The sequence below is a fragment of the Actinoplanes sp. NPDC004185 genome (genome assembly GCF_053603475.1).
Genome location: NZ_JBSGFR010000040.1, coordinates 63,255 through 84,140, shown reverse-complemented (window position 1 = coordinate 84,140; position 20,886 = coordinate 63,255). Strand labels below are relative to the sequence as shown.

Sequence of the window (20,886 nt, the reverse complement as noted above, 5' to 3'; positions counted from 1 at the left end):
GGAGTACTACAACACTGCCCGCAGCCACTCAGCACTCGGGGGACACCCACCGATCAGCCGCCTCACCGCCTGAAACAACGTGTCGGGTCGCAACATCTAGAGCCGTTCCGGCGTGGCGATGCCGAGCAGGTCCAGCCCCTGGCGCAGGGTCCGGCCGGTCAGCTCACACAGGCCCAGCCGGCTCTCCCGGACGCCGGCCGGCGCCTTCAGCACCGGGCACGCCTCGAAGAAGGCGCTGAACGTCTGGGCCAGTCCGTGCAGGTAGCCGGCCAGCCGGTGCAGCTCCAGCGACTCCTCGAGCCCGGTGACCACCTGGGCGAAGCCGAGCAGTTCCAGCGCGAGCGCGCGTTCGGCCGCGGCGGTGATCCGGATCGGTCCCGGCGCGACCTGCGTCTTGCTCAGGATGCCCCGGGTCCGGGCGTACGCGTACTGCAGGTACGGCCCGGTGTCGCCGGTCAGCGCGAGCATCCTGTCCCAGTCGAACACGTAGTCCGACATCCGGTCACCGGACAGGTCGGCGTACTTGACCGCGCCGATCCCCACCGCCCGCGCCACCTCGGCGGAGGGGGCGAGCGCCGCGGCCCGGGTGACCGCCTCGTCCAGCACGGCCGCCAGCTTGACCGGGTCGCCGGAGCGGGTCCGGAACATCTTGCCGTCGGTGCCCAGGATCGAGCCGAAGCCGACATGTTCGGCCCGCACGCCGGCCGGCAGCCAGCCCGCGGCCGCCGCCACCGCGTAGACCATCGCGAAGTGGATGCGCTGCGGGGCGCCGACGACGTAGAGCAGCCGGGTCGCGCCCAGCTCACCGGTCCGGTACCGCAGGGCGGCGAGGTCGGTGGCCGCGTACCCGAAACCGCCGTCGCTCTTGCGCACGATCAGCGGCAGCGGATCGCCGCCCCGGCCGGTGAAGCCCGGCGGGAACGCGCACAGCGCGCCCTCGCTCTCCCGCAGCAGGCCCTGCGCGGCCAGCTCGGCCACCACGGGCTCCAGCTTGTCGTTGTAGAAGCTCTCGCCGGTGAAGTCCCGCGGGCCGAGCGTCACCCCGAGCCGGTCGTACGCGGCCAGCAGATACCGCTGCGACGCCGCGACGAAATGCCGCCACTGCCGCACCGTGTGCTCGTCCCCGCCCTGCAGCGCCACCACCCGCAGCCGTGACCGGGTCCGGAAGTCCTCGTCGGCGTCGAACCGGGCCCGCGCAGCCTGATAGAAAGCGGTCAGGTCGGTGATCTCGTCGGCGTCGCCGTCACCCAGGTGCTCGATGAGCATGCCGAACGCCGTGCCCCAGTCACCGAGGTGGTTGGCCCGCACGACGTCGTGACCGAGCCACTCGAGCAGCCGGGCGACGGCGTCGCCGATGACGGTCGACCGCAGGTGCCCGACGGTCAGCTCCTTGGCGATGTTCGGCGACGAGTAGTCGACGACGATCCGCTCGGGACGCGTCGTGCGCGGTACCCCGAGCCGGGTGTCGGCGGCGAGATCGTTGACCCCGGCGGCGATCACCTCGTCGGTCAGCCGCAGGTTGAGGAAGCCGGGACCGGAGATCTCGGCGGTGGCCACCCCGGCCAGGTCGGCCGCGGCCAGCACGCGGGCCGCGATGTCGCGCGGCGGCCGGCCGAGCGGCCCGGCCAGCGGCAGGGCCGCGCCGGACTGGAAGTCGGCGTGCCGGGAACGCCGCACGGCCGGATCGACGGTCGCCTGCGCGACCTGGGCGAACGCGGGGGCGAGCCGGGCGTTGAGGAGAGCTTCGAGATTCATGACGACCCATCGACTGGTACGCGGAGACGGGTCGACAGGTGCCGGTGCCACTCGCGCCGGCGGGATCGACCCGCCGGCTGGAGGCACGTGCTAGCGCAACCGGAGGGGGCTCATCCGGCGTCGCTCGCTGTGGTTGCTGTGCACGGCGCCGATGTTACCGGGTCGATCAGCGTGATGGGGAGGAGAATGGCCCGGGTGAAGAAGCTCATCAATGCCGTTGACGATGTCGTCAGTGAGGCCCTGGACGGACTCACGCTCACCGCCGCCGGCATCGCCCGTCTGGCCGGCTCGACCACCGCTGTCCGTACCGACATCGACGACGTCCGCGCGGCCGGGCACGTCGGCCTGCTCTCCGGTGGCGGCGCCGGGCACGAGCCGGCCCACGCCGGGTACGTCGGCGCCGGCATGCTGACCGGGGCGGTCGCGGGCGACGTGTTCACCTCGCCGTCCGTGGACACCGTCCTCGACGCCATCCGGGCGGTGGCGACACCCGGCGGTGTCCTGCTGATCGTCAAGAACTACACCGGCGACCGCCTCAACTTCGGGCTCGCCGCCGAGCTGGCCCGGGCCGAGGGCGTCGACGTGGCCACCGTCGTGGTCGCCGACGACGTCGCGCTGGCCGCCGAGGGAGGCGCCGGCCGCCGGGGCCTCGCGGGCACCGTGCTGGTCCACAAGGTCGCGGGCGCGGCTGCCGCGGCCGGTCTGCCGCTGGCCGAGGTGGCCCGCCGGGCCCAGCGCGTCGCGGACACGGTCGGCACGATGGGCCTGGCCCTCAGCGCTTGCACCGTGCCCGCCGCCGGCCGGCCCGGCTTCCTGCTCGACGCCGACGAGGCCGAGTGGGGCCTGGGCATCCACGGCGAGCCCGGGGTGGAACGGGCAGCCCTGCAGGAGGCCCGCGACGTGGCCGAGCGGCTGGTCACCGCGATCGCCGACGACCGCGGCATCGCCCCCGGTCAGCCGGTCGCGTTGCTGGTCAACGGTCTCGGCGCGACCCCGCCGATGGAGCTGTCCATCGTGGCCGACGCCGCCGTCCGGCAGCTGCGCAAACGCGGCAACCCGGTGGCCCGGATCTGGGCCGGCAACTTCCTCACGGCGCTGGACATGGCCGGCGTCTCGGTCAGCCTGCTCGCTGTCGACGACGAGCTGCTGACCGCGTTGGACGCGCCGACCACCGCGCCGGCCTGGCCCCGCACCGTCCCGGCGGCCGAGGGCGCGGTCATCCCGGCGCCGGCACCGGCCGAGGGTCCGACCGGCACGCTGCCCGCCGACGATCCCGTACGGCGGGCCCTGGAGGCGGTCGCGGAGACGCTGGTCGCCCACCGCGACGAGCTGACCGACCTGGACCGCGAGGTCGGCGACGGCGACATGGGCATCAGCATGGCGAGGGGGGCGGCGGCGGTTCTCGCGGAGTGCCCCGCATACCCGGGCGAGCAGGGCCCGGCGGCGGTGCTGCGGGCCACGTCGGCGTCCGTACGGCGCAGCATCGGCGGCACCTCCGGCCCGCTGTACGCGATCCTGTTGCTGCGCGCCGCGGCCGCTCTGGAGGAGGCCGGCCCGGACGACCCGGCCCGCGCGTGGTCGGCGGCGCTGCAAGCGGGCACCGACGGCGTCCGCGAGGTCGGCGGGGCCGAGGTCGGCGACCGCACGATGGTCGACGCCCTGGCCCCGGCCGCGGAGGCCATGGCCGCGGCGTTGCGCGACGGCGCCTCCGGCCGGGACGCTCTGGCCGCCGCGGTGGACGCAGCCCGCAACGGCGCGCAGGGCACCACGGCGATCCGGGCCCGGCTGGGCCGGTCCAGCTACCTGGGCGACCGGGTGATCGGCCACCCGGACCCCGGCGCTCGCGCCGTGGTGCTGTGGCTGTCGTCCGTGGCGTCGTCCCTGCCCGAGACATGAGCTGGGATCCCGCCGGACCCGGGATCCTGGCCCTGCCGTCCGGGCGGCTGGTGCGCGGGCGGGGACTCCGCCGGCCGCTGCCGCCCGGGCCCGTCCCGGAGTTCGGGCTGTACCTGCTGGGTGGCGAACCGGCCCCGGTGGCGTGGGAGAGCCGGTGGCTGCGCTGGCCGGACTTCCGGCTGCCGGCCGACCGGGCCCAGGCGGTGCAGCTGCTGCGCGAGGTCTGGGAGCGGGCCGCGGACGAACGGGTGGAGGTGGCCTGCGGCGGCGGCCGGGGGCGCACGGGTACGGCGCTGGCCTGCCTGGCCGTGCTCGACGGCGTGCCGGCGGCGGAGGCGGTCGACTACGTCCGCGCCGGCTACCACCGCAAAGCGGTCGAGACGCCGTGGCAGCGCCGCTACGTCCAGAACTTCCCATAGGGCCGCTCGGTGCAGCCGGCCCAGTGCGGCCGGCCCGGGAGGGTCTAGGTGGCGGGTAGGGCGGCGCCCTCGATGAGGTCGGCGACGTAACGTTCGACCCGCTCGGCCAGGGCGTCGTCCGGGATCATGAACTGGAGGCCGGCCTCACCCGCTTCGTCGCCGGTGCCCAGGCTGACCACCCGGGCCGGGATGCCTTCGTGCAGTGGCCCCAGGCTCTCGATCCGGACGGCGTCGCCGATGCCGAGTGAGCCGGCCGGGTCCAGGCGGACCCGGATGCCGCCGCGGCTGACGTTGATCAGCTCGGTGGTGTACGTGTCCCCGGCCCGCTGCACCAGGACGGTGCCGGACATGGTGACCCGGTCGCTCTCGCGGCGTTCGAGCTGCGCGGACAGGCCCGACATCTCCTCGACCCGGCCGATCGTGCGGCCCATCTGGTCGGCCAGCCGGCCCACCACCGTGCCCTGGTCGGCGGCCACCGCGCGCAGTGATGTCGCGGCGTCGCCCACCCCGGCGATGCCGGCGACCATCGCGGCGATCGTGTCGGCCATCTGCTGGGTGTCGCGTTCGAGCTCGCTGATCGTCCCGGCGATCTGCTCCGTCGAGACGGACGTGCTGTTGGCCAGCTCCTTGACCTCGTCGGCGACGACGGTGAAGCCCAGCCCCAGCTCGCCGGCACGGGCGGCCTCGATGGTGGCGTTCAGGGCCAGCAGCCGGGTCTGGCCCGCGATGCCCTTGACCAGGGTGGCCGTCTCGGCGACCCGGCGCAGGCTCTGCTCCAGCGAGGCGATCACGTCCTCGGCCCGCCGGGCGTCGGCCACCACCGCCTCGGTGGCCGCGCCGGTGGCCGAGATGCCGCTGTCGATGGTCTCGGCCGCCCGCCGCACGTCGCCGACCTGGTCGGTGACCCGGCGCAGCTCCTCGGCGATGACCGTGGTCGACCCGTCGATGATGTGCTGGGCGCGGTCCCGCAGCCGCAGCTCGGCCTGCCGCTGATGCTGGAAGCTGGTCCGCAGCTGCTCCTCGCGGACGACCTGGGCGCGGACCAGTTCCTCCTCCTGGGCCACCATCCGGGAACGCGCGGTGGTCAGGGCCAGGCCGATGTCACCGAGCTCGTCCCGGCCGGCCGGGACCGGGCGCGCCTCCAGGTCACCGTCGGCGATCGCCGTGACGCCGCGGACGGCCAGGGCGACGTCGTGCCGGGTGCGCCACAGCACGCCGACGGCGAACCAGGCGGCGAGCACAAAACCGCCCATGGTGACGCAGAGGACGATCAGGCGTTCCCGTTCGAAACCGTTCACGCGGGTCTCGAGCAGATCGTCAAGGACGTCGGCGAGCGGGCCGACCGCCCCGGACATGGCCGTCGCCACGGGGCCGACGTCGGCCGGGCCGGGCCGCCCGAGGTTGTCGGTGAGCTGGTCGGCCAGCGTGGTCATGGCGTCGGCCGCGGCGGCGATCTCGGTCAGCCGGCCGTCCAGCCCGTCCATTGCCGTGTTGGCGGCCGCGGTGCTCGCGTCGTACCGCAGGTTGTCGGCCGCGGTGGCCAGCTCCCCGGCCCGGACCGCCTGGGTCGCGATGGCGTTGGTGCCGCCGGTCAGATCGGCCGCGGCGATCTTGGCCGCGCCCAGCAGCGCCTTCGGCAGCTGCACGATCTGGGCGTCCATGACGTAGAACGAGTCCAGGTCCGGATCCAGGATCAGGTTCGAGTTGTTGCCGGCGTCGGTGATCAGCCCGGCCAGCGCCGTGGCCAGCGCGAACCGCTGGACGGGGGTGGGCCCCAGCCGCCCCGGCACGGCCCGCAGGGAGTCGTCCAGCCGCAGCTCGGGATGGGCGGCCACGGCGGCCCGGACGCCGGCCAGGTCGGGTTCCTGGGCGGCGACCGTGTTCGCCAGCGCCAGCAGAGCAGGCCGGACCACCTCGAGGCCCTGCCGCTCGGCCTCGCTGAAGGCGATCTGTGCCCGGGCCTCGCGGACGTAGGCGGACGTGGCCACGATCCCGGGGATCATCAGCACCAGGATGAGGGCGGCCAGGCGCGTGCTGGTGCGCATCCGGTCCGCGATGGGCAGGACCGGGCGCAGCAACGCCGGGGCGGCGGATTCGCTCTGCATCGCCGGCTAGAGCCGATCCCGGTACGCCGCGTGCTCGGCCCCCACCGTCATCCGCATGCCCCGATTCCACCACGCGAAAGCCTCATGATCGGGCGAAACGGCGCAGTGGGCGGCACCTGCTTCACTGAGGTCGCCGGTATCGGTTCGGAGAACGGGCTCCGTGATGACCAGCACCAACGAAAGACCACGCCCGGCGACGGTTACTGTTGCCACCATTCTGATGACCTTGACGGCGCTGGGTTACGTGATCACCGCGGCGGCGTTGCTGGGCCAGGTGGGCCGCACCCGCGACGGCGCGCGGGAGCTGTTGGGCGAGGCCGGCTTCGAGTCCAGCGGCATGCTCGTCTTCCTGCAGTCGGCGGTGGTGCTGAGCGCGGTGCTGACCGTCATCGCCGCGCTGATCCTGCTGGGCGCGGCGGCCCGGGTCCGCGCGGGCAGCCGCAAGGGACGGATCGTCGCCTGGGGCACCATGGGTACGCTGCTGCTCTGCGGCCTGAGTGCCGCGAGCCGGGCCGGATCGCCGGAGTTCAGTGGCAATGTGCAGATCACGATGAGCCGCGCGGACGGTTCCGGGACCGTCACCCAGTCGCTGTCGTGGTTGTACGCCGACCAGTTCCGGATCGGCAGCGCGATCTTCGCGATCCTGGCACTGATCGCCATGGGCACGGCAGCGGTGCTGCTCACCCGACCTTCGGCGAACCGCTGGTTCACGCCGGCGTCCCCCGCGGGCGGGTCGCCGGACGGTTACCGGCCCGGCCCTTACGCCGGGCCGCCTGCCCAGCGATCCGACCCGCCGGCATCCGGCCCTCCGGCGGTGTCGGGCGATTCCGGAAACGGGCCGCTGGACGTGTCCCCTCCCCAGCTCAGCCCCGAGGCACTGGCCGAACTGGCCACTCTGGTCCGGCGGCATCAGCGCGGCGAGCTGACCGACGCCGAGTTCGCCGCCGCCAAGGCCCGCCTGGCGTGACGGGTGCTGCATTCTGCATCGCACGGGTTCATCCTCGAGCCGCCCGGGGTACGCCTTTCATGATTCGTTATGTGAGAGGGGTTCACTCGTGCCGGCAATGACGCACGACATCGAAGACCTGCGCCTGCACAGCCGCATGTACGACGCCGTCATCGACGAGATCGAGGGGCGCCGGATCCGGATCGGCCAGGACTGGCTGGTCGACTGGGCGTCCTGCAACTACCTCGGCCTCGACCTCGACGAGGAGGTCATCGGCGCGGTCGAGCCACAGCTGCGCAAGTGGGGCACCCACCCGAGCTGGTCCCGCATGCTCGGCAGCCCGCGGCTCTATCCGCAGCTCGAGGAGCGCCTGAGCGATCTGCTCGGCGCCGAGGACGTCCTGCTGCTGCCGACCATCTCCCAGATCCACCTCGGAGTCATCCCGGCGCTGGCCCAGCAGGGCACGCTGATCATGGAGAGCCGGGCGCACAAGACCATCTACGACGGCTGTGTCTTCGCGCGGGGCCAGGGCGCGACATTGCGCCGCTTCCGCAGCGGTGACACCGACGAGCTCGCCCGCCTGCTCCGGGAGGCCACCGCCCGGCCGGTCATGGTCTGCATGGACGGCGTCAACAGCATGACCGGCGACATCCCGGACCTGAAGACGTACGCCCGGCTGTGCCGGGAGAACGGCGCGGTCCTGTACGTCGACGACGCCCACGGCATGGGCGTGATCGGTGAGCGCAGTCCCGTCGAGCAGTCCCCGTACGGGCTGCGGGGCAACGCCATCGTCAAGCACAGCGGCGAGACGTACGACGACATCATCCTGGTCGGCGGCTTCTCCAAGGCCTACTCGTCGCTGCTGGCGTACCTGGCGTTGCCGACGGCGGTCAAGGACAGGCTGAAGGTCGCCGCGCCGACCTACCTGTACTCCGGCCCGTCCCCGGTGGCGTCGCTGGCCACGGTCATGGCCGGCCTGGACGTCAACGACAAACGCGGTGACGAACTGCGCACACACCTCTACCGGCTCACCATGAAGCTGCTCTCGCACGTCCGGGGCCTGGGTGTGCACACCTTGAACCGGGACGACACCCCGGTCGTGGAGATCCCCATCTCGCCCGATCACGACCTGATCGCCGTCTCCGAGCGGCTGTGGCGGGCCGGGCAGTACGTGACGCTGGCGCCGTACCCGGGGGTGCCCCGCGACGAGATCGGCTTCCGCGTCCAGCTCACCGCGGCGCACACCGAGGCCCAGGTCGACGCCCTCAACGACGTGCTGACCGAGCTGGCCCGGGACGGGGCGCTGCGGGCCGCCGTCCCTCAGCAGCGCCGGCCGGTCGACTGACCGGACACGGCCGGGTCAGACGCGGGTGGCCAGCACCTCGACGTAGGCGGACGGGACCTTCGTGGTGCCGTCCGTGGCCACGTCGTACCGGCTGACCAGCTCGACCAGGTCGGCGTGCAGCTGCTTGCCGTCCTCGCCGAGCGCCTCGAACGCCTTCAGCGTGGGCCCGTAGTGGGCCCGGAAGTAGTCGGCGAAGTCCTCCGGGGACGCGAACCGGAAGACGAACTCGCGCCGGGTCACCCGCAGGTCGCGGACCCGGTCGCCGAAGAGTTCCCGCAGCCGCGGCTCGTTGCCCCATTCGACGGGCGCGCGCACGCCGGGCGGTGGCGGGACGCGGCGGCCGACGGTACGGAACATCTCGCCGATGAAGCCGTCCGGCGTCCAGTTGGCCAGGGCGATCGTGCCGCCCGGCCGGCACACCCGGGTCAGCTCGGCGGCCGCGCGTTCCTGGTCCGGGGCGAACATGACGCCGACGACGGACAGGACCGCGTCGAACTCGCCGTCGCGGCCCGGCAGCGCTTCGGCGTCGCCCTCGACGAAGTCGACCGGGAGGTGCTCGGCGGCGGCCCGGGCCCGGCCGCGGTCCAGGAGTTCGGGTACGTAGTCGACGCCCGTCACCGTGCACAGGCACCGGGCCGCCGCGATGGCCGCGTTGCCCGTACCGGTGGCGACGTCGACGACCCGCGACCCGGCGGACAGGTCCGCGGCCTGCACGAGCGCCTCGGAGATGGGTTGGATCAGGGCCGCCACCGCGCCGTAGTCGCCGCTGGCCCAGGTCTTCTGCTGGCGTGCTTTGATGCCCTCGAGGGCGAGTGAACTCGTCATGCGGCTGACGCTAGGAGCAGCGGGCCGCGGCCCGCGTGGGGAGTTCTCCCCATGTTGGCGTCAGCGGGGCGCGAGCAGACCGAGGCGGCGAGCGGCCGCGGCGGCCTGACCCCGCGACGGTACGCCGAGCTTGCCGAGCACCGCCGACACGTGATGGTCGACGGTCTTGGCCGACAGCGTCAGCCGCGCGGCGATGTCCGCGTTGCTCAGCCCGTCCGCGAGCAGCGTCAGCACCTCCCGCTGCCGGGCCGTCAGCCCGGTCGGATGGGCGGCCGTGGCCGGACGGGGCCCGCGCGGCACCTTGGCACCCTTGTCCCGCAGCTCGGCGCGCAGCCGCCTGGCCGTGCCCACCGCGCCGAGACCGTCCACAATCCGCAGGGCCTCCGCGATCGCCTCCTCATCACCGCAGCTCAGCGCCTCAGCCCGGGCGTAAGGGCAGCCCCGCCGCTCCCATTCGGCGGCGGCACCCCGCCAGTCACCCTCGATCAGCAACCGGTACGGCAGCGCGATCAGCTCGCTGACCGGGACCGGCTCCCCGGCCCGCCACTGCCAATAGGCCAGCTGTCCCGCAAACCAGGGGTGCCCGACCCGGACCGCGACCGCGTACCCGCGTCGGGCCTCGGCGGCCGCGCGGGCCGGGTCCCCGGCGATCCAGTGGCACTCGGCCAGCCCGGTCGAGACCGGCCCGACGAACTGCACCTCGTCCGCCTCGTAGGCCGGCCCCGCGGCCTTGAGCAGGATGTCGACGGCGCCCGGGTCACCGCGGCGCGCCCGCAGCCGGCCCAGCGCGACCTGCGCGGTGCTGCGGGAAGGCCCGGGATGCTCCGGACCGGACATGGCGGTCTCGGCGTCGGCCCGGGCGCCGGCCCAGTCGCCGCGGGCCAGCAGCATCGCAGCCCGGTAGCCGAGCAGATGGCGCACGTAGCCGTCGAGGTCACGGGCCTCGGCGAAGTCGAGCACCCGTTCCAGCACGTCCTCGGCGACGTCGAAGTCGCACCACTCGACCGCCTGGCAGGCCTTGTTGGCCAGGGCGCGGGTGGCGTGGTCGTCGAGCCCGGCCGCGGCGGCGAGCGCGTGGGCCCGTTCGAGCTCCGCGCCGCCCTGCACAGGGTCGCGTTCCATCCGGGTCGAGCCCACGTTGACCAGGGCGTGCACCTCGGTGTCCAGGTCGCCGAAGTGCCGGGCCAGGTCGATGGCGCGTTCACCCCAGGCGATGGCGGTGGCCTCGCCGGCCAGCATGTGCAGCTGCGACAGGTTGCTGTAGGCCATCGCGAGCTGCGGTCCGGGCGCGATCGACTCGAGCACCTCGACCGCCCGGACGCCGGCCTGCCGGGCCTGCCCGGTATGCCCCCGCCACCAGCTGAGCCGGGACAGCCAGCGCAGGTTCTCGCCGATCCGTACCGTGTCGCCGGCCTGCTCGCGCAACGTCAGCGCCTGCCGCCGCGCCTCCAGCGCCGCCACGATCTGCCCGGCCAGGTAGGCGACGGTCGCGTACGCCTCCAGCAGCTCGGCCCGTTCCGCCGCCGGTGCGCCGGCAGCGTGCCGCAGTGCCAGCTCGTAGTGGGCCGCGGCCTGCTTGTTGGCGCCGACCTCGGCGGCCCGTACGGCGGCGACGGGCGCCCAGCGCAGCACCGCGGCGGCGTCCCCGGCGTGGTGGGCGTGGTGCACGAGCCGGGCCGGGTCCACGCCGGTCCGGACGGCGAGCTGGGCGAGCACGTCGGCGTGCAGGGCGGCCCGGCGCACCGGCGACAACTCCTGCTCCACCGCCCGGCGCAGCAGCTCGTGCCGGTACGCGACCCCGTCCGCGGTGGTGCTCAGGACGCCACCGGCCAGGCACTCCTCGACCCCGGCGCCCCGTGAGGCGAGCAGTGCGGGCTCGGCCTGGGACGGCACGACGGCCACGAAACCGGCGGCTTCCCGGCCCTGCGGTGACAGCGCGGACAGCCGGGACAGCACCAGGTCGCGCACGGTGGCGGGCACTGCGGAGTCGGTCGCGGCGAGGACCTCGGTGACCAGCAGGGGGTTACCGCCCGTCACCGCGTACACGGAGGAGGAGGCCCGGCCCGCGCGGCGGGCGAGCTCGTCGACCGCCTGGACCGACAGCGGGGCCAGGGGGAACCGCCGGACCAGGGTCCGCGGCAGGCCGGCCAGGACGGTCCGCAGCTGGTGGTCGGGACCGATCTCGTCATCACGGTACGTGAGAACGAGCAGCACCCGCAGCACCGCCAGCCGGCGGCCCAGGAACGCCACCAGGTCCAGGGTCGCCTCGTCGGCCCAGTGCAGGTCCTCCATGACCACCACCGGCCGGCGGCGCTGCCGGGGACCGTCGAGCGCGTCGAGCAGGGCGTCGAACACCGCGCTCCGCTCCCCCGCGGCCATCCGTTCCCGCAGGGCGCCGCCCACCTCCCGGGCGATGTCGTGCAACGGCCCCAGGGCCCGTGGGGTGAGCAGCGGGTCACAGGCGCCCCAGAGCACCCACGCGCGCGGGCCGGCCGCGGCGGCGAAGGCGGTGGCCAGACTGGACTTGCCGGCGCCGGCCTCCCCCGAGACGACAGCGATCCGCCCGCCGCCGGCCGTGTCGGCCAGCAGCGCGTCCAGTTCGGCGAGGGCGCCGTCGCGCTCCAGAAGGTCCATCGCGGCCGAGCGTACTGACGCGCGGCCGTCCGGCACTGCCCACAACCGGACAGTCTTCGCAGCTCAATGGGGCGGACTGGGGCGTTCCGGCCCCGGGTCCGCCGCCGGGGTCAGCCGAACGCGGGCGCCGGCGTGGCCACCGGGTAGTCGTCGCGCAGCTCGCCGGGGGCGGTGGCGCGGCCGAAGTGCCAGCCCTGGCCGAGGTCGGCACCGAGCTTCGCCAGCGTCGCGGCGTCCGCCTCGGTCTCGACGCCTTCGGCGACGACCTGGGCGCCGGTGGCTCGGGCCAGGTCGACCAGGGAGCGCACCACCACGGAGAGCACCGGGTCGTCGCTGAGCCCGGTGACGATGCTGCGGTCCAGCTTGATGACGTCGGGCGCGGTGATGACGATGTGCCGCAGCGAGGAGAAGCCGGCGCCGACGTCGTCGATGGCCAGCCGCATGCCCCGGGCCCGCAACGGCGCCAGCACAGCTTTCAGGGCGTCGTAGTCCTCGATCGGCTCGTGCTCGGACAGCTCCAGCACGACCCGGTCGAGCGGCATCCGGGCCAGGAAGTCGGCGCAGTCGGCGGTGAACAGCGTCTCCGGCGAGACGTTCATGGCGACGTAGCCGGTCACCCGGTCGAGGTGCTCTCCGGCCCGCCGCAGGGCCTGCACCTCGAGCCGTTCGCGTTCACCGATCAGGTCCGCGTCGGCGAAGCACACGTCGGGGGCCCGGTTCCACTCCCGGGGGAAGCGGCTCAGCGCCTCGGTGCCGACCCGGCGGCGGGTGGCCAGGTCGACGATGGGCTGGAGCAGCACCAGCGGACCACCGTCGTTGATCACCGGCCGCAGCCGGTGCTCGATCTCGGCGTTGCGCTTCCGCTCCCGCACCCCGGGTTCGATGATCACCGAGGCGGCCCGGGACAGCACCTCCATCAACGCCTTGTCGCGCTTGCTGAGCTCCTTGTCGGCGGCGAACCCGGCGGCGCAGAAAGTGCCGTAGACGGTGCCGTCGCTGAGGACCATCGGCACCGAGACGAAGCTGCGGATCCGCGGCATCCGGGCCGCGGGCAGCCTCATGGCCACCGGGAAGTCCTTGACGTTGGGCATGACCGCGGGCAGCTTGCCGTCCATGATCGCCTGGCAGAACGTGGTCGCCTGGGGCTGGGTGTTGCCGTCCCGGAACACCCACGGCAGCGGCGACTCGACCACCTCCAGATGCTGGGTGGTCCCGTCCATCCGGGTCATGAAGGCCAGGCTGAGCCCCAGCGACTCCCGGGCGGTCCGCAACAGCTCCGCGACCTGCTGCTCCGCCTCGTTGCGTTTGTGCCGCACGATCGCCTCCTCGCTCGAGCCGGACGCAACGGTGGGTGCCGCCAGACTGCCCCTCTCATCGGCCGGCGAAGCCCTCAGCTGAGACCCCGGCCCGCCGTCCCGCGGCGCGCAACTCGGTCAGGTTCTGCTCGACCCAGCCCTCGGTCAGAGATTCGGTGCCCCGCATCGCCGGTTTCGCGTACAGGTGGAAGTGCAGGTAGTCGATCCGCAGGAGCACGCCCAGCCACGGCACCGCCGCCTCGTCCGCGGCCCGGAACGGCCGCACAGTGCGGTAGCCGGCCAGGAAAGCCGGCCAGTGCGGCGTCCCCGCCACCGGGGCGAGATCCGCCGCCCGGAAGCCGTCCGCCGCCCGGTCCAGGTCGAAGAAGACGATCCGGTCGCCGTCCTGGTGCACGTTGTCCAGGGTCACGTCACCGTGGCAGATGCCCCGGTCCAGCTCGGCCCCGCTCACCCGGCGGCCGGCCTCGGCCGCCAGCCCGGCGATCAACGCCCGGTCGGCGGCGTCCGGCACCCGGGCCAGGACGTCGTCGACCAGCTCTGCCACGTCGACGGCCGGCGGACCGGGGAAGCCGGCGGCGGCCTCGTGGAACGCGGCCGTGGCGAGGCCGAAACGGTGGTAGAGCTCATCGGTGCGCGGCTTCGGCGGTTTGCCGCCGGGCACCCATTCCCACAGCGTGAAGGCCCGCGGGCCCTCGGCCGCCGCGAGCGTGCCGGTCGGGCGGCCGTCGAGCAGCGGTACGCCCTGAGCAACACCCGCCCCGACGTGCGCGGCCAGCCCCACCTCCCACGCGGCGGACTCGTACCCGGCCCGGTAGAGCTTGAGCACCCGCGGGCCGGCCGGCGTGTCCAGCCGATAGACGTCGTTGACGAGCGAGCGCAGCAGCACGCAGCGGGTGACGTCGAGGCCGTACTCCCGGGCGGCGATGCCGGCCAGCGCAGCGGGGTCGACTATCGAACGCAGGGTCGGGACCATGCTGCGACCGTACGGTCGCAGCCCACCCCCGGGCGACCGGTTACCCGCCACCTGGAGTGACCCGAGCTGCGTTCGCGAGGCGTTCGGCGAGGGCGGCGACCAGTCCTCGCAGCTCGTCCGGGCGCTCGATCACGAACGGCCGGTCCAGCGACGCCAGCACCCCCGGAATCCAGTCGAGCCGCTCGGCCCGCAGCTCAGCCCGCACCCACCCGTCGCCCGCCGGGTCCGGATCCAGCTCGGCCACTCCGGCGGGCAGCCGGGTTCGGATGTGCTCGGCCGTCGCCTGGAACCGCAGGCTCACCCGGTGCCGGTACGGAGCCCCGGCGAGCCCCGACAGGACACGCTGCGCCGGGTCGATCCCCGCCGGCGGCTGGAACGAACCGGGCAGCGTCCGGGCGTCCGCGATGCGGTCGAGCCGAAACGTCCGGTCGGCCCCGAGACCCGGGTCGACGCCGGTGACGTACCACCGTCCCGAGTGTGCGATCAGCCCGTACGGATGCACCGTCCGCGCACTGCGCCGCCCGTCGCCCCCGGTGTACGTGATCGCGACCGGCCGGTGGTGCCGCACCGCATCCGCGACGGTGAGCAGCACAGCGGTCTCCGGCAGGGCGAACTCCCCGGGCGTAGCCGTGAAGGCGAGCGACTCGAGCACGGTGTCGAGCTTGCGGGCGAGCCGTTCGGGCAGCACCCGCCGGATCTTGGCCGCCGCCGTCTCGCTCGCCGTGCCGGTGGTCGTCGCCAGGCCGGTACGGCGGCCGGCGATCAGGCCGAGGAGCACGGCGAGTGCTTCGTCGTCGCTGAGCATCAGGGGTGGCATGCGGAATCCGGAGGCGAGCCGGTAGCCGCCGTGCCGGCCGCGCACCGATTCGACGGGCACGTCCAGGTCGATCAGGTGGGCCACGTACCGCCGTACGGTGCGCGGGTCGACCTGCAGCCGGTCGGCGAGCTCCGTCAGAGTGCGGATGCCGCCCGACTGCAGCAGCTCCAGCAGGGTGAGGACCTGGGCGGTGGGTCGAGCCATGGCCGAAAATCTATCGCGAATACTGGGCCGGTTCTGTCCAGTATCCGTTCTAGCGTGCCCTCATGAACATCGTCTCGATCCGCATCATCACCGCTGACGCCGCCCGCCTGGTCGCCTTCTACGAGCAGGTCACGGGGGTCCAGGCGCACTGGTTCACCGAGGACTTCGCCGAGTTGACCACCGCGCGGGCCACGCTCGCGATCGGCAGCTCCCGTACCGTCGATCTGTTCGCGCCCGGCTCGGCCCGGCCCGCCGACAACCGCAGCGTGATCATCGAGTTCCTCGTCGACGACGTGGACCTGGTGCATCGCGGCCTGGCCGCCACCGTCGAGGTCGTCGCCGAACCCACCACGTTGCCCTGGGGCAACCGGTCGTTGCTGGTACGCGACCCCGACGGCAATCTCGTCAACTTCTTCACCCCGGTCACGCCGGCTGCCGTCGAGAAGTTCGCCGGGAGCCAGGAGACCCGGCGCTAAGCGCGGCGCCGCTGGCGGGCGGCCTCGTAGAGCGCCACGCTCGCCGCCGAGGCCGCGTTCAGGCTGCTGGCCGCGCCCGTGATCGGGATCCGGACCATCTGGTCGCAGGCCTCCCGCCAGCCGGCGCTCAGCCCGTGCGTCTCGTTGCCGACCGCCAGCACCGTCGGCCCGGTCAGGTCGTGCTCGGCGATCTCGACCGGGCCACGCTCGTCGGTGCCGACCAGCTGCACCGGTACGCCGTCCGCGCGCAGACCGCCGGCCCAGTCCAGGACCTCCCGGTGGCTCGGCGCCCGCACCACCGGCAGCGCGAAGAGGGACCCGGTGCTGGCCCGGACCGCCTTCGGGTCGTACGGGTCCGCGGCGTGCCCGGTGACGACCACGCCGGTGGCGCCGAACGCGTCCGCCGACCGCACGAGCGTGCCGATGTTGCCCGGCGTGGTGGGCCGGTCGAAGACCACCACCAGCAGGTTCGCGCCGGGCGTCAGGCGGGTCAGGTCGTCCGGCGGCAGGCCCACCACGGCCAGCAACTCCGGCGCGTCCTCGTCCTTGCCGCCCAGCTCGCGCATCAGCTCGGCGGCGACCACGGCCCGGGGCGCGCCGGCCGTCTCGATGACCTCGCGTCCCCACTTGGACAGCCCGGGACCGTCCGAGGCGAGCAGGGTGCGGATCTCCCAGCCGCGTTCCACGGCCAGGGAGATCGGGCGTACGCCCTGGACCAGGAACTCACCGGCGCGCTGCCGCTTGTTCCGGTTGGTCAGCAGGGCCTCCCACTGCTGGAACGTCGCATTGCGCGTGCTGATCCGCATCGTCCTGGGCATGGCGTCCAGTCTGGTGCAGCCCGGCGCTCACATGTCCGGCGGGTAGCTGCTGTAGTCGGGGAAGTTGCCGTACAGGCGCTCGCCGGGCTCCCCCACGGTGACCGCGTGCACGAGCAGATCGCCGCCGACGAACGCGCCTTTCCAGGAGGCGCCCCGGCCGCCGAAGCACTCGTCGCGGTCGCCCCGCGAGCGCGGCCGGTTGATGCCGACCTTGAAGGCATGCAGGTCCTGGGCGAGCTTGGCCGCCAGCTCCTCGTCGTCGACCGCGAGGCTGGCCACCAGGGCACCGTTGCTGGCGTTCATCGCCGACAGCAGCTCGTCCTCGGTGTCCACCACGATGACCGTGTCGACGGGACCGAACGGTTCGGCGTGCATGAGCCGGGACCGTCCGGGCGGTGCCAGCAGCGCGACCGGCGCCACGTACGCGCTGGTGTCCTGCCCGGCCAGGAACCGGCCCGCCGAGCTCGCGCCCCGGTGCAGGGGCACCGCCCCGCCGCGGATCGCCTCGTCGACCTTGCGCCGCAGCTCGCCGGCCTTGGCCGCGCTGATCAGCGGCCCGAAGTCGAGCTCGGGCAGCGGATCGCCGGGCGTCTCGACGGCGAGCGGATGCCCGAAGCGGACCGCCTTGACCACCGGCAGGTACACGTCCAGGAACGCGTCGACGAGCTCCCGCTGCACCACGAAGCGCGGGTACGCCGTGCAGCGCTGCTTGCCGTACTCGAAGCCCTTGCGCAGGTGCCCGGCGAGCAGGTCCCACTGGGAGAACTCCCAGATCCCCCACGCGTTGAGGCCCTCCTGCTCGATGAAGTGCCGCTTGTCGGAGTCGAGCAGGGCGGCCGCCACCTTGCCGCCGTTGGAGCGGCCGCCGACGAACGCGACCGCGCCGATCTGCGGCGCCCGGACCAGCACCTCGGAGAGCTCCTCGCCGCCGCCGGAGAGCAGCGTCACGGGCAACCCGGCCCGCACCATCAGCGCGTGGGCCAGCGTCAGGCACACGGCGCCGCCCTGCGACGGCGTCTTGGCGATGACCGCGTTGCCGGCCAGCAGCTGCACCAGCTCGGCGTGCACGAGCACGCTCATCGGGTAGTTCCAGGAGGCGATGTTGCTGACCGGTCCGGGCAGCGGTTCGCGGCCGGCGACCTGCCGGTCGATCTGCTCGGCGTACCAGCGCACGCCGTCCAGGGCCCGGTCGACGTCGGCGCAGGCCGTCCGCCACGGTTTGCCGATCTCCCAGGCCAGGGTGAGGGCCAGCAGGTCGCGGTGCCGGGCCAGGGCTTCGACGGCGACCGCGACGCGGGCCTTCCGTTCGGCGAGCGGCGTCGCCGACCAGATCCGGTGGGCCGCGGTCGCGGCCCGCACGGCCTCGGCCGCGGTGCCGGCATCGACCTTGGCCAGGTGCGTGAGGAGGGTGCCGTCCACGGGGGTACGCAGCTCAGCCGGCGTGCCGACGTCATGCCACTGGCCGGCGTACAGGTTGCGCAGCCGGTCCGCCGTGAGTGCCTCGGGCGCGGCGGCCGCGACCCGAGCGAGGACGTCGGACCAGGCTGTTCCAGGGGCGAGGGTCAGGCTCATGCCTCACTGTGCGAAGCGCGCGACCCTGATCGCCACCACCAGGCGACGTGGTGGGTGCGCCCTTTTACCCCAGACGTAAGTTCTCCGGTTCTTCACCAGCGTCGAGTGGAAAGAACGAGCCGATATCCGTCCGGGTCGGCCACGGTCACTCCCCACTTGTCCCAGTAGTCGCCCTGCGACACCCGGGTGCCGCCGTTCGCCTCCAGCCGGGCCACTACTTCGTCATCGACCAGCCCGGCCAGGTAGAGCACGAGCAGGTCCTGCTCGGTCGGCGCCGGCTCGCTCGACGATCCGCCGACCAGCTCCAGGTGCCAGGCGGCCCGGGGCCAGCCGAGCATGACGATGTCGTGCGGACCGGAACCCTCCCAGAGCACCTCCAGCCCGAGGCCGTCGACGTAGAAGCGGCGCACGGCGGCGAGATCACGGCACGGCCGGGCCAGGCGTACGGAAACCAGCGGATCGATCATCCGATCACCCTGCACCCTGAACCCGGCTTCAGCACAAGCGGCAGACTGTCGGGCATGGCCAAGCTGCTCTACTCCGTCACCATGTCGCTGGACGGCTTCATCGCCGGGCCGGGCGGGGACATGTCGTGGCTGACCCCGTACCTCGGGCCCAATCCCTATGTGGCCGAGCTGATCGGTGACATCGGGTCGCTGCTGGTCGGCAACCGCACGTTCCGCGGCGACGATCCCTACAAGGACACGCCCGGCGAGGGTGAGGCGTTCGGCGGGGGCTGGTCAGGGCCGCAGATCGTGCTGACCCGCCATGTCCCCGAGACCGCCTGGCCGGGCATCACCTTCGTGAGCGACTTCGCCGAGGCCGTCCGGCAGGCGAAGGCGGCGGCCGGTGACAAGTACGTGAACGTGCTCGGTGCGGACGTCGCCCGGCAGTGCCTGGCGGCCGGCGAGCTGGACGAGGTGCTGACCTGCGTCGCGCCCGTGCTGCTGGGTGACGGGGTGCGGCTGTTCGAGCAGCCGGGAGGCCGTACCGTCGCGCTGGAGCGCATTCACCTCTCGGGCGTGCCGCTCGCTTCCCTGCTGCGGTTCCGCGTCCTGCCCGCCGGCTGAGCGGCGGGCAGGACGCGACGCTCAGATCTGGTCGTTCTTGAGCAGGTCGCCCTCGTCGATGGCCGCCGGGTCGGGCAGCGCGTTCTCCCGCAGGTGGCGGTTGTGCCGCGGCTCCTGCTTGGTCTTCGCGTCGTTGAGCTTGCGGCGCAGGTCGTCGCGCACGTCGTTGAGCGCGGCGTGCAGGTCCTCCTCGGAGGAGGTGGTGACGACCTTCTGCCGGCCCGCGATCCAGCACTCCAGGGTCACCTTCTGCCCCGGGGCCTCGCGGTCCTTGACCGACACCTCCAGCTCGGTGGTGTCGGCGTGGAATCCGGCGAGGCGGGCGTCGAGCGTGCCGAACTGCTCGGCGATCCAGTTCCGGTCACCCTGCGAGAAGCCGGCGCCCACGCGCAGGCACTCGTCGACGGTGGCGGGGTTCGCGACGTGGCTCATCGCCGCACCTCCTGCCGCCGGGCGGACACGGACCGGGTGGTGCACAGACGTACGGTCACCATCTTCGCTGACCCTTCGGCTCGGGGATGTTCCTGATCTCCCTGTACCCCGCCGGAAGGGCCCCGGAAACGGACGAGGCGCTCGAATCACCTGGGGCGTCAACGCTGTCACCGGGGAGCGTCAGCGCTGCGGCGGCGTCCGGCGGATCGAGTGCACCTTCGCCGATACGGGTTCCTCGCCCGTCGCCACGCGCATACCGTTGAGGTAGCCGTCGGTTTCGCGCTGCTCGCCGTACTCCTCGGTCAGCTCCGCGATGCGCTCCTCGAGCACCTGCAGCTCCCGCTCGCGGTCGGCGGCGAGCTGCGCCCGCAGCTCGGCGAGGACCTCGTCGAACTGCCTCCCGCCGGTCACCGGGCCGTCGTGCAGCTGCTCGATCCGGCGCAGGATCTGGTCGCGGGAGAACGCCACCACGACCGCGAGCCAGGCCAGCACGAACAACCCGGTGATCACCGGGAAGACCGCGAGCGACGTCAGCGGGGGCGGCGGAGGCATGCCGCCGGGCGGGGGCGGCGGCGGATGCCCGGGCGGCATCCCGACGATCACGGTGATGATGAGCGCGCCGGTGGCGGCCACCGCGGCGGTCAGGGAGCCGAGCAGCAGCTTGCTCAGCTGGAGATGAAGTCCGCCCACGGTGGACCCATGATCGGCGCGGGCCCGCTCAGTCATGGTCCGAGATTACGGACATCCGTGCCCGGGCGCGACACCCGGCAAGCTGATCGTGACGGTCACGCCGACCGGCGCCGGCGCAGGACCTTCCGGTACGGGTCGAGCATCCGGTCGAGCACCGCCTCCAGCGCCTTGCGGTCGGCCTCCGGGATGGGTGAGTCCGGGGCGAGGATCCGGCCCAGCTCGTGCACGATCGCCGGGGTGACCGGTGGTGCCGGCGGCGGTCCGCCGACCCGGTCGGGATAGGCGGCCACCACGATCTCGTTGATGCCGCGGCCCAGCACGGGCGCGATCCGCTCGATGGACCTGATGGTGGGCCGCTGCTCACCGCTGAGCCAGCGCAGCACAACGGACGGATCGGTACCGGCCGCCCGGGCGAAGTGCGTCGGCGTCGGGAACCGCGCAGCCTGGATCGCTTCCTTGAGGTAGCCGCCGAAGCCGGCCTCCGGCGTGGAAGACGTCACGCGCCCAAGGATAGGGCCACTCCGATCGAATCCGACCCCCGTCGGCTCGGGCAATTGGTTGAAGACACATGCACTGCTACCGTCATTGGTTAG

19 protein-coding genes are annotated in these 20,886 nt (G+C 73.3%); 6 read left to right on the top strand and 13 right to left on the bottom strand.

The window, feature by feature from the left end; all coding sequences use genetic code 11:
• Window positions 1-96: 96 nt before the first annotated feature.
• Window positions 97-1,755 carry an arginine--tRNA ligase gene (argS, locus tag ACWEOZ_RS33065; RefSeq protein WP_451914598.1) on the bottom strand — a complete coding sequence of 553 codons (1,659 nt, stop codon included), beginning with the start codon at window positions 1,753-1,755 and terminating at the stop codon, window positions 97-99.
• A gap of 195 nt (window positions 1,756-1,950) precedes the next feature.
• On the opposite strand from argS, the gene dhaL reads away from it, so the two are divergent.
• Entirely contained in the window at window positions 1,951-3,651 is a 1,701-nt protein-coding gene (gene dhaL, locus ACWEOZ_RS33060; protein ID WP_451914597.1) for a dihydroxyacetone kinase subunit DhaL, read from the top strand.
• A complete protein-coding gene (locus ACWEOZ_RS33055; protein ID WP_451914596.1) occupies window positions 3,648-4,070 on the top strand; it encodes a protein-tyrosine phosphatase family protein in 423 nt (140 codons plus the stop codon). Before dhaL ends, ACWEOZ_RS33055 begins: the two co-directional genes overlap by 4 nt.
• A gap of 44 nt (window positions 4,071-4,114) precedes the next feature.
• On the opposite strand, the gene ACWEOZ_RS33050 is transcribed toward ACWEOZ_RS33055, so the two are convergent.
• The gene (locus tag ACWEOZ_RS33050; RefSeq protein WP_451914595.1) at window positions 4,115-6,175 is read right to left on the bottom strand and encodes a methyl-accepting chemotaxis protein; all 2,061 of its coding nucleotides are present in this window, start codon (window positions 6,173-6,175) and stop codon (window positions 4,115-4,117) included.
• Window positions 6,176-6,395: 220 nt separating this feature from the next.
• Here ACWEOZ_RS33050 and ACWEOZ_RS33045 point away from each other — a divergent pair, with 220 nt between their 5' ends.
• A complete protein-coding gene (locus ACWEOZ_RS33045; protein ID WP_451914594.1) occupies window positions 6,396-7,142 on the top strand; it encodes an SHOCT domain-containing protein in 747 nt (248 codons plus the stop codon).
• 97 nt (window positions 7,143-7,239) lie between these two features.
• Complete coding sequence (locus ACWEOZ_RS33040) at window positions 7,240-8,466, top strand: aminotransferase class I/II-fold pyridoxal phosphate-dependent enzyme (RefSeq protein WP_451914593.1); 1,227 nt, start codon at window positions 7,240-7,242, stop codon at window positions 8,464-8,466.
• A gap of 15 nt (window positions 8,467-8,481) precedes the next feature.
• Here ACWEOZ_RS33040 and ACWEOZ_RS33035 read toward each other — a convergent pair whose 3' ends face one another.
• The 5 genes from ACWEOZ_RS33035 to ACWEOZ_RS33015 form a co-directional block, all read right to left on the bottom strand.
• Window positions 8,482-9,291, bottom strand: coding sequence for a class I SAM-dependent methyltransferase (locus ACWEOZ_RS33035; RefSeq protein ID WP_451914592.1), 810 nt, complete (start codon window positions 9,289-9,291; stop codon window positions 8,482-8,484).
• A 60-nt stretch (window positions 9,292-9,351) separates the two neighbouring features.
• Window positions 9,352-11,925, bottom strand: a complete 2,574-nt coding sequence (locus tag ACWEOZ_RS33030; protein ID WP_451914591.1) for an AAA family ATPase — start codon at window positions 11,923-11,925, stop codon at window positions 9,352-9,354.
• 110 nt (window positions 11,926-12,035) lie between these two features.
• Complete coding sequence (locus ACWEOZ_RS33025; protein WP_451914590.1) at window positions 12,036-13,241, bottom strand: sensor domain-containing phosphodiesterase; 1,206 nt, start codon at window positions 13,239-13,241, stop codon at window positions 12,036-12,038.
• A gap of 55 nt (window positions 13,242-13,296) precedes the next feature.
• Window positions 13,297-14,214 (bottom strand): phosphotransferase enzyme family protein, encoded by a 918-nt coding sequence (locus ACWEOZ_RS33020; protein WP_451914589.1) that lies wholly within the window; start codon window positions 14,212-14,214, stop codon window positions 13,297-13,299.
• A gap of 40 nt (window positions 14,215-14,254) precedes the next feature.
• Entirely contained in the window at window positions 14,255-15,235 is a 981-nt protein-coding gene (locus ACWEOZ_RS33015; RefSeq protein ID WP_451914588.1) for a helix-turn-helix transcriptional regulator, read from the bottom strand.
• 62 nt (window positions 15,236-15,297) lie between these two features.
• On the opposite strand from ACWEOZ_RS33015, the gene ACWEOZ_RS33010 reads away from it, so the two are divergent.
• Window positions 15,298-15,711, top strand: a complete 414-nt coding sequence (locus tag ACWEOZ_RS33010; RefSeq protein ID WP_451914587.1) for a VOC family protein — start codon at window positions 15,298-15,300, stop codon at window positions 15,709-15,711.
• Here the strand turns inward: ACWEOZ_RS33010 and ACWEOZ_RS33005 are convergent.
• From ACWEOZ_RS33005 to ACWEOZ_RS32995, 3 genes are all read right to left on the bottom strand, one after another.
• Complete coding sequence (locus ACWEOZ_RS33005; RefSeq protein ID WP_451914586.1) at window positions 15,708-16,529, bottom strand: TrmH family RNA methyltransferase; 822 nt, start codon at window positions 16,527-16,529, stop codon at window positions 15,708-15,710. The genes ACWEOZ_RS33010 and ACWEOZ_RS33005 overlap by 4 nt on opposite strands.
• Window positions 16,530-16,556: 27 nt before the next feature.
• Window positions 16,557-18,101, bottom strand: a complete 1,545-nt coding sequence (locus ACWEOZ_RS33000; protein ID WP_451914585.1) for an aldehyde dehydrogenase family protein — start codon at window positions 18,099-18,101, stop codon at window positions 16,557-16,559.
• Window positions 18,102-18,193: 92 nt separating this feature from the next.
• On the bottom strand, window positions 18,194-18,568 hold the full coding sequence (locus tag ACWEOZ_RS32995) for a VOC family protein (protein ID WP_451914584.1): 375 nt from the start codon (window positions 18,566-18,568) through the stop codon (window positions 18,194-18,196).
• A 54-nt stretch (window positions 18,569-18,622) separates the two neighbouring features.
• On the opposite strand from ACWEOZ_RS32995, the gene ACWEOZ_RS32990 reads away from it, so the two are divergent.
• A complete protein-coding gene (locus ACWEOZ_RS32990; protein ID WP_451914583.1) occupies window positions 18,623-19,171 on the top strand; it encodes a dihydrofolate reductase family protein in 549 nt (182 codons plus the stop codon).
• A gap of 21 nt (window positions 19,172-19,192) precedes the next feature.
• Here ACWEOZ_RS32990 and ACWEOZ_RS32985 read toward each other — a convergent pair whose 3' ends face one another.
• From ACWEOZ_RS32985 to ACWEOZ_RS32975, 3 genes are all read right to left on the bottom strand, one after another.
• A complete protein-coding gene (locus ACWEOZ_RS32985) occupies window positions 19,193-19,603 on the bottom strand; it encodes an HPF/RaiA family ribosome-associated protein (RefSeq protein WP_360548582.1) in 411 nt (136 codons plus the stop codon).
• A gap of 180 nt (window positions 19,604-19,783) precedes the next feature.
• Window positions 19,784-20,329 (bottom strand): hypothetical protein, encoded by a 546-nt coding sequence (locus ACWEOZ_RS32980; protein WP_451914582.1) that lies wholly within the window; start codon window positions 20,327-20,329, stop codon window positions 19,784-19,786.
• A gap of 59 nt (window positions 20,330-20,388) precedes the next feature.
• Window positions 20,389-20,793 carry a helix-turn-helix domain-containing protein gene (locus tag ACWEOZ_RS32975; RefSeq protein WP_451914581.1) on the bottom strand — a complete coding sequence of 135 codons (405 nt, stop codon included), beginning with the start codon at window positions 20,791-20,793 and terminating at the stop codon, window positions 20,389-20,391.
• Window positions 20,794-20,886 lie beyond the last annotated feature (93 nt).

Excerpts from the sequence above, each read along its gene's own strand:
- argS (WP_451914598.1), bottom strand. The coding sequence starts at position 1,755 with ATGAATCTCGAAGCTCTCCTCAACGCCCGGCTCGCCCCCGCGTTCGCC.
- ACWEOZ_RS33055 (WP_451914596.1), top strand. The coding sequence starts at position 3,648 with ATGAGCTGGGATCCCGCCGGACCCGGGATCCTGGCCCTGCCGTCCGGG.
- ACWEOZ_RS33050 (WP_451914595.1), bottom strand. The coding sequence starts at position 6,175 with ATGCAGAGCGAATCCGCCGCCCCGGCGTTGCTGCGCCCGGTCCTGCCC.
- ACWEOZ_RS33045 (WP_451914594.1), top strand. The coding sequence starts at position 6,396 with ATGACCTTGACGGCGCTGGGTTACGTGATCACCGCGGCGGCGTTGCTG.
- ACWEOZ_RS33040 (WP_451914593.1), top strand. The coding sequence starts at position 7,240 with ATGACGCACGACATCGAAGACCTGCGCCTGCACAGCCGCATGTACGAC.
- ACWEOZ_RS33035 (WP_451914592.1), bottom strand. The coding sequence starts at position 9,291 with ATGACGAGTTCACTCGCCCTCGAGGGCATCAAAGCACGCCAGCAGAAG.
- ACWEOZ_RS33030 (WP_451914591.1), bottom strand. The coding sequence starts at position 11,925 with ATGGACCTTCTGGAGCGCGACGGCGCCCTCGCCGAACTGGACGCGCTG.
- ACWEOZ_RS33020 (WP_451914589.1), bottom strand. The coding sequence starts at position 14,214 with ATGGTCCCGACCCTGCGTTCGATAGTCGACCCCGCTGCGCTGGCCGGC.
- ACWEOZ_RS33015 (WP_451914588.1), bottom strand. The coding sequence starts at position 15,235 with ATGGCTCGACCCACCGCCCAGGTCCTCACCCTGCTGGAGCTGCTGCAG.
- ACWEOZ_RS33010 (WP_451914587.1), top strand. The coding sequence starts at position 15,298 with ATGAACATCGTCTCGATCCGCATCATCACCGCTGACGCCGCCCGCCTG.
- ACWEOZ_RS33005 (WP_451914586.1), bottom strand. The coding sequence starts at position 16,529 with ATGCCCAGGACGATGCGGATCAGCACGCGCAATGCGACGTTCCAGCAG.
- ACWEOZ_RS33000 (WP_451914585.1), bottom strand. The coding sequence starts at position 18,101 with ATGAGCCTGACCCTCGCCCCTGGAACAGCCTGGTCCGACGTCCTCGCT.
- ACWEOZ_RS32995 (WP_451914584.1), bottom strand. The coding sequence starts at position 18,568 with ATGATCGATCCGCTGGTTTCCGTACGCCTGGCCCGGCCGTGCCGTGAT.
- ACWEOZ_RS32990 (WP_451914583.1), top strand. The coding sequence starts at position 18,623 with ATGGCCAAGCTGCTCTACTCCGTCACCATGTCGCTGGACGGCTTCATC.
- ACWEOZ_RS32985 (WP_360548582.1), bottom strand. The coding sequence starts at position 19,603 with ATGAGCCACGTCGCGAACCCCGCCACCGTCGACGAGTGCCTGCGCGTG.
- ACWEOZ_RS32980 (WP_451914582.1), bottom strand. The coding sequence starts at position 20,329 with ATGACTGAGCGGGCCCGCGCCGATCATGGGTCCACCGTGGGCGGACTT.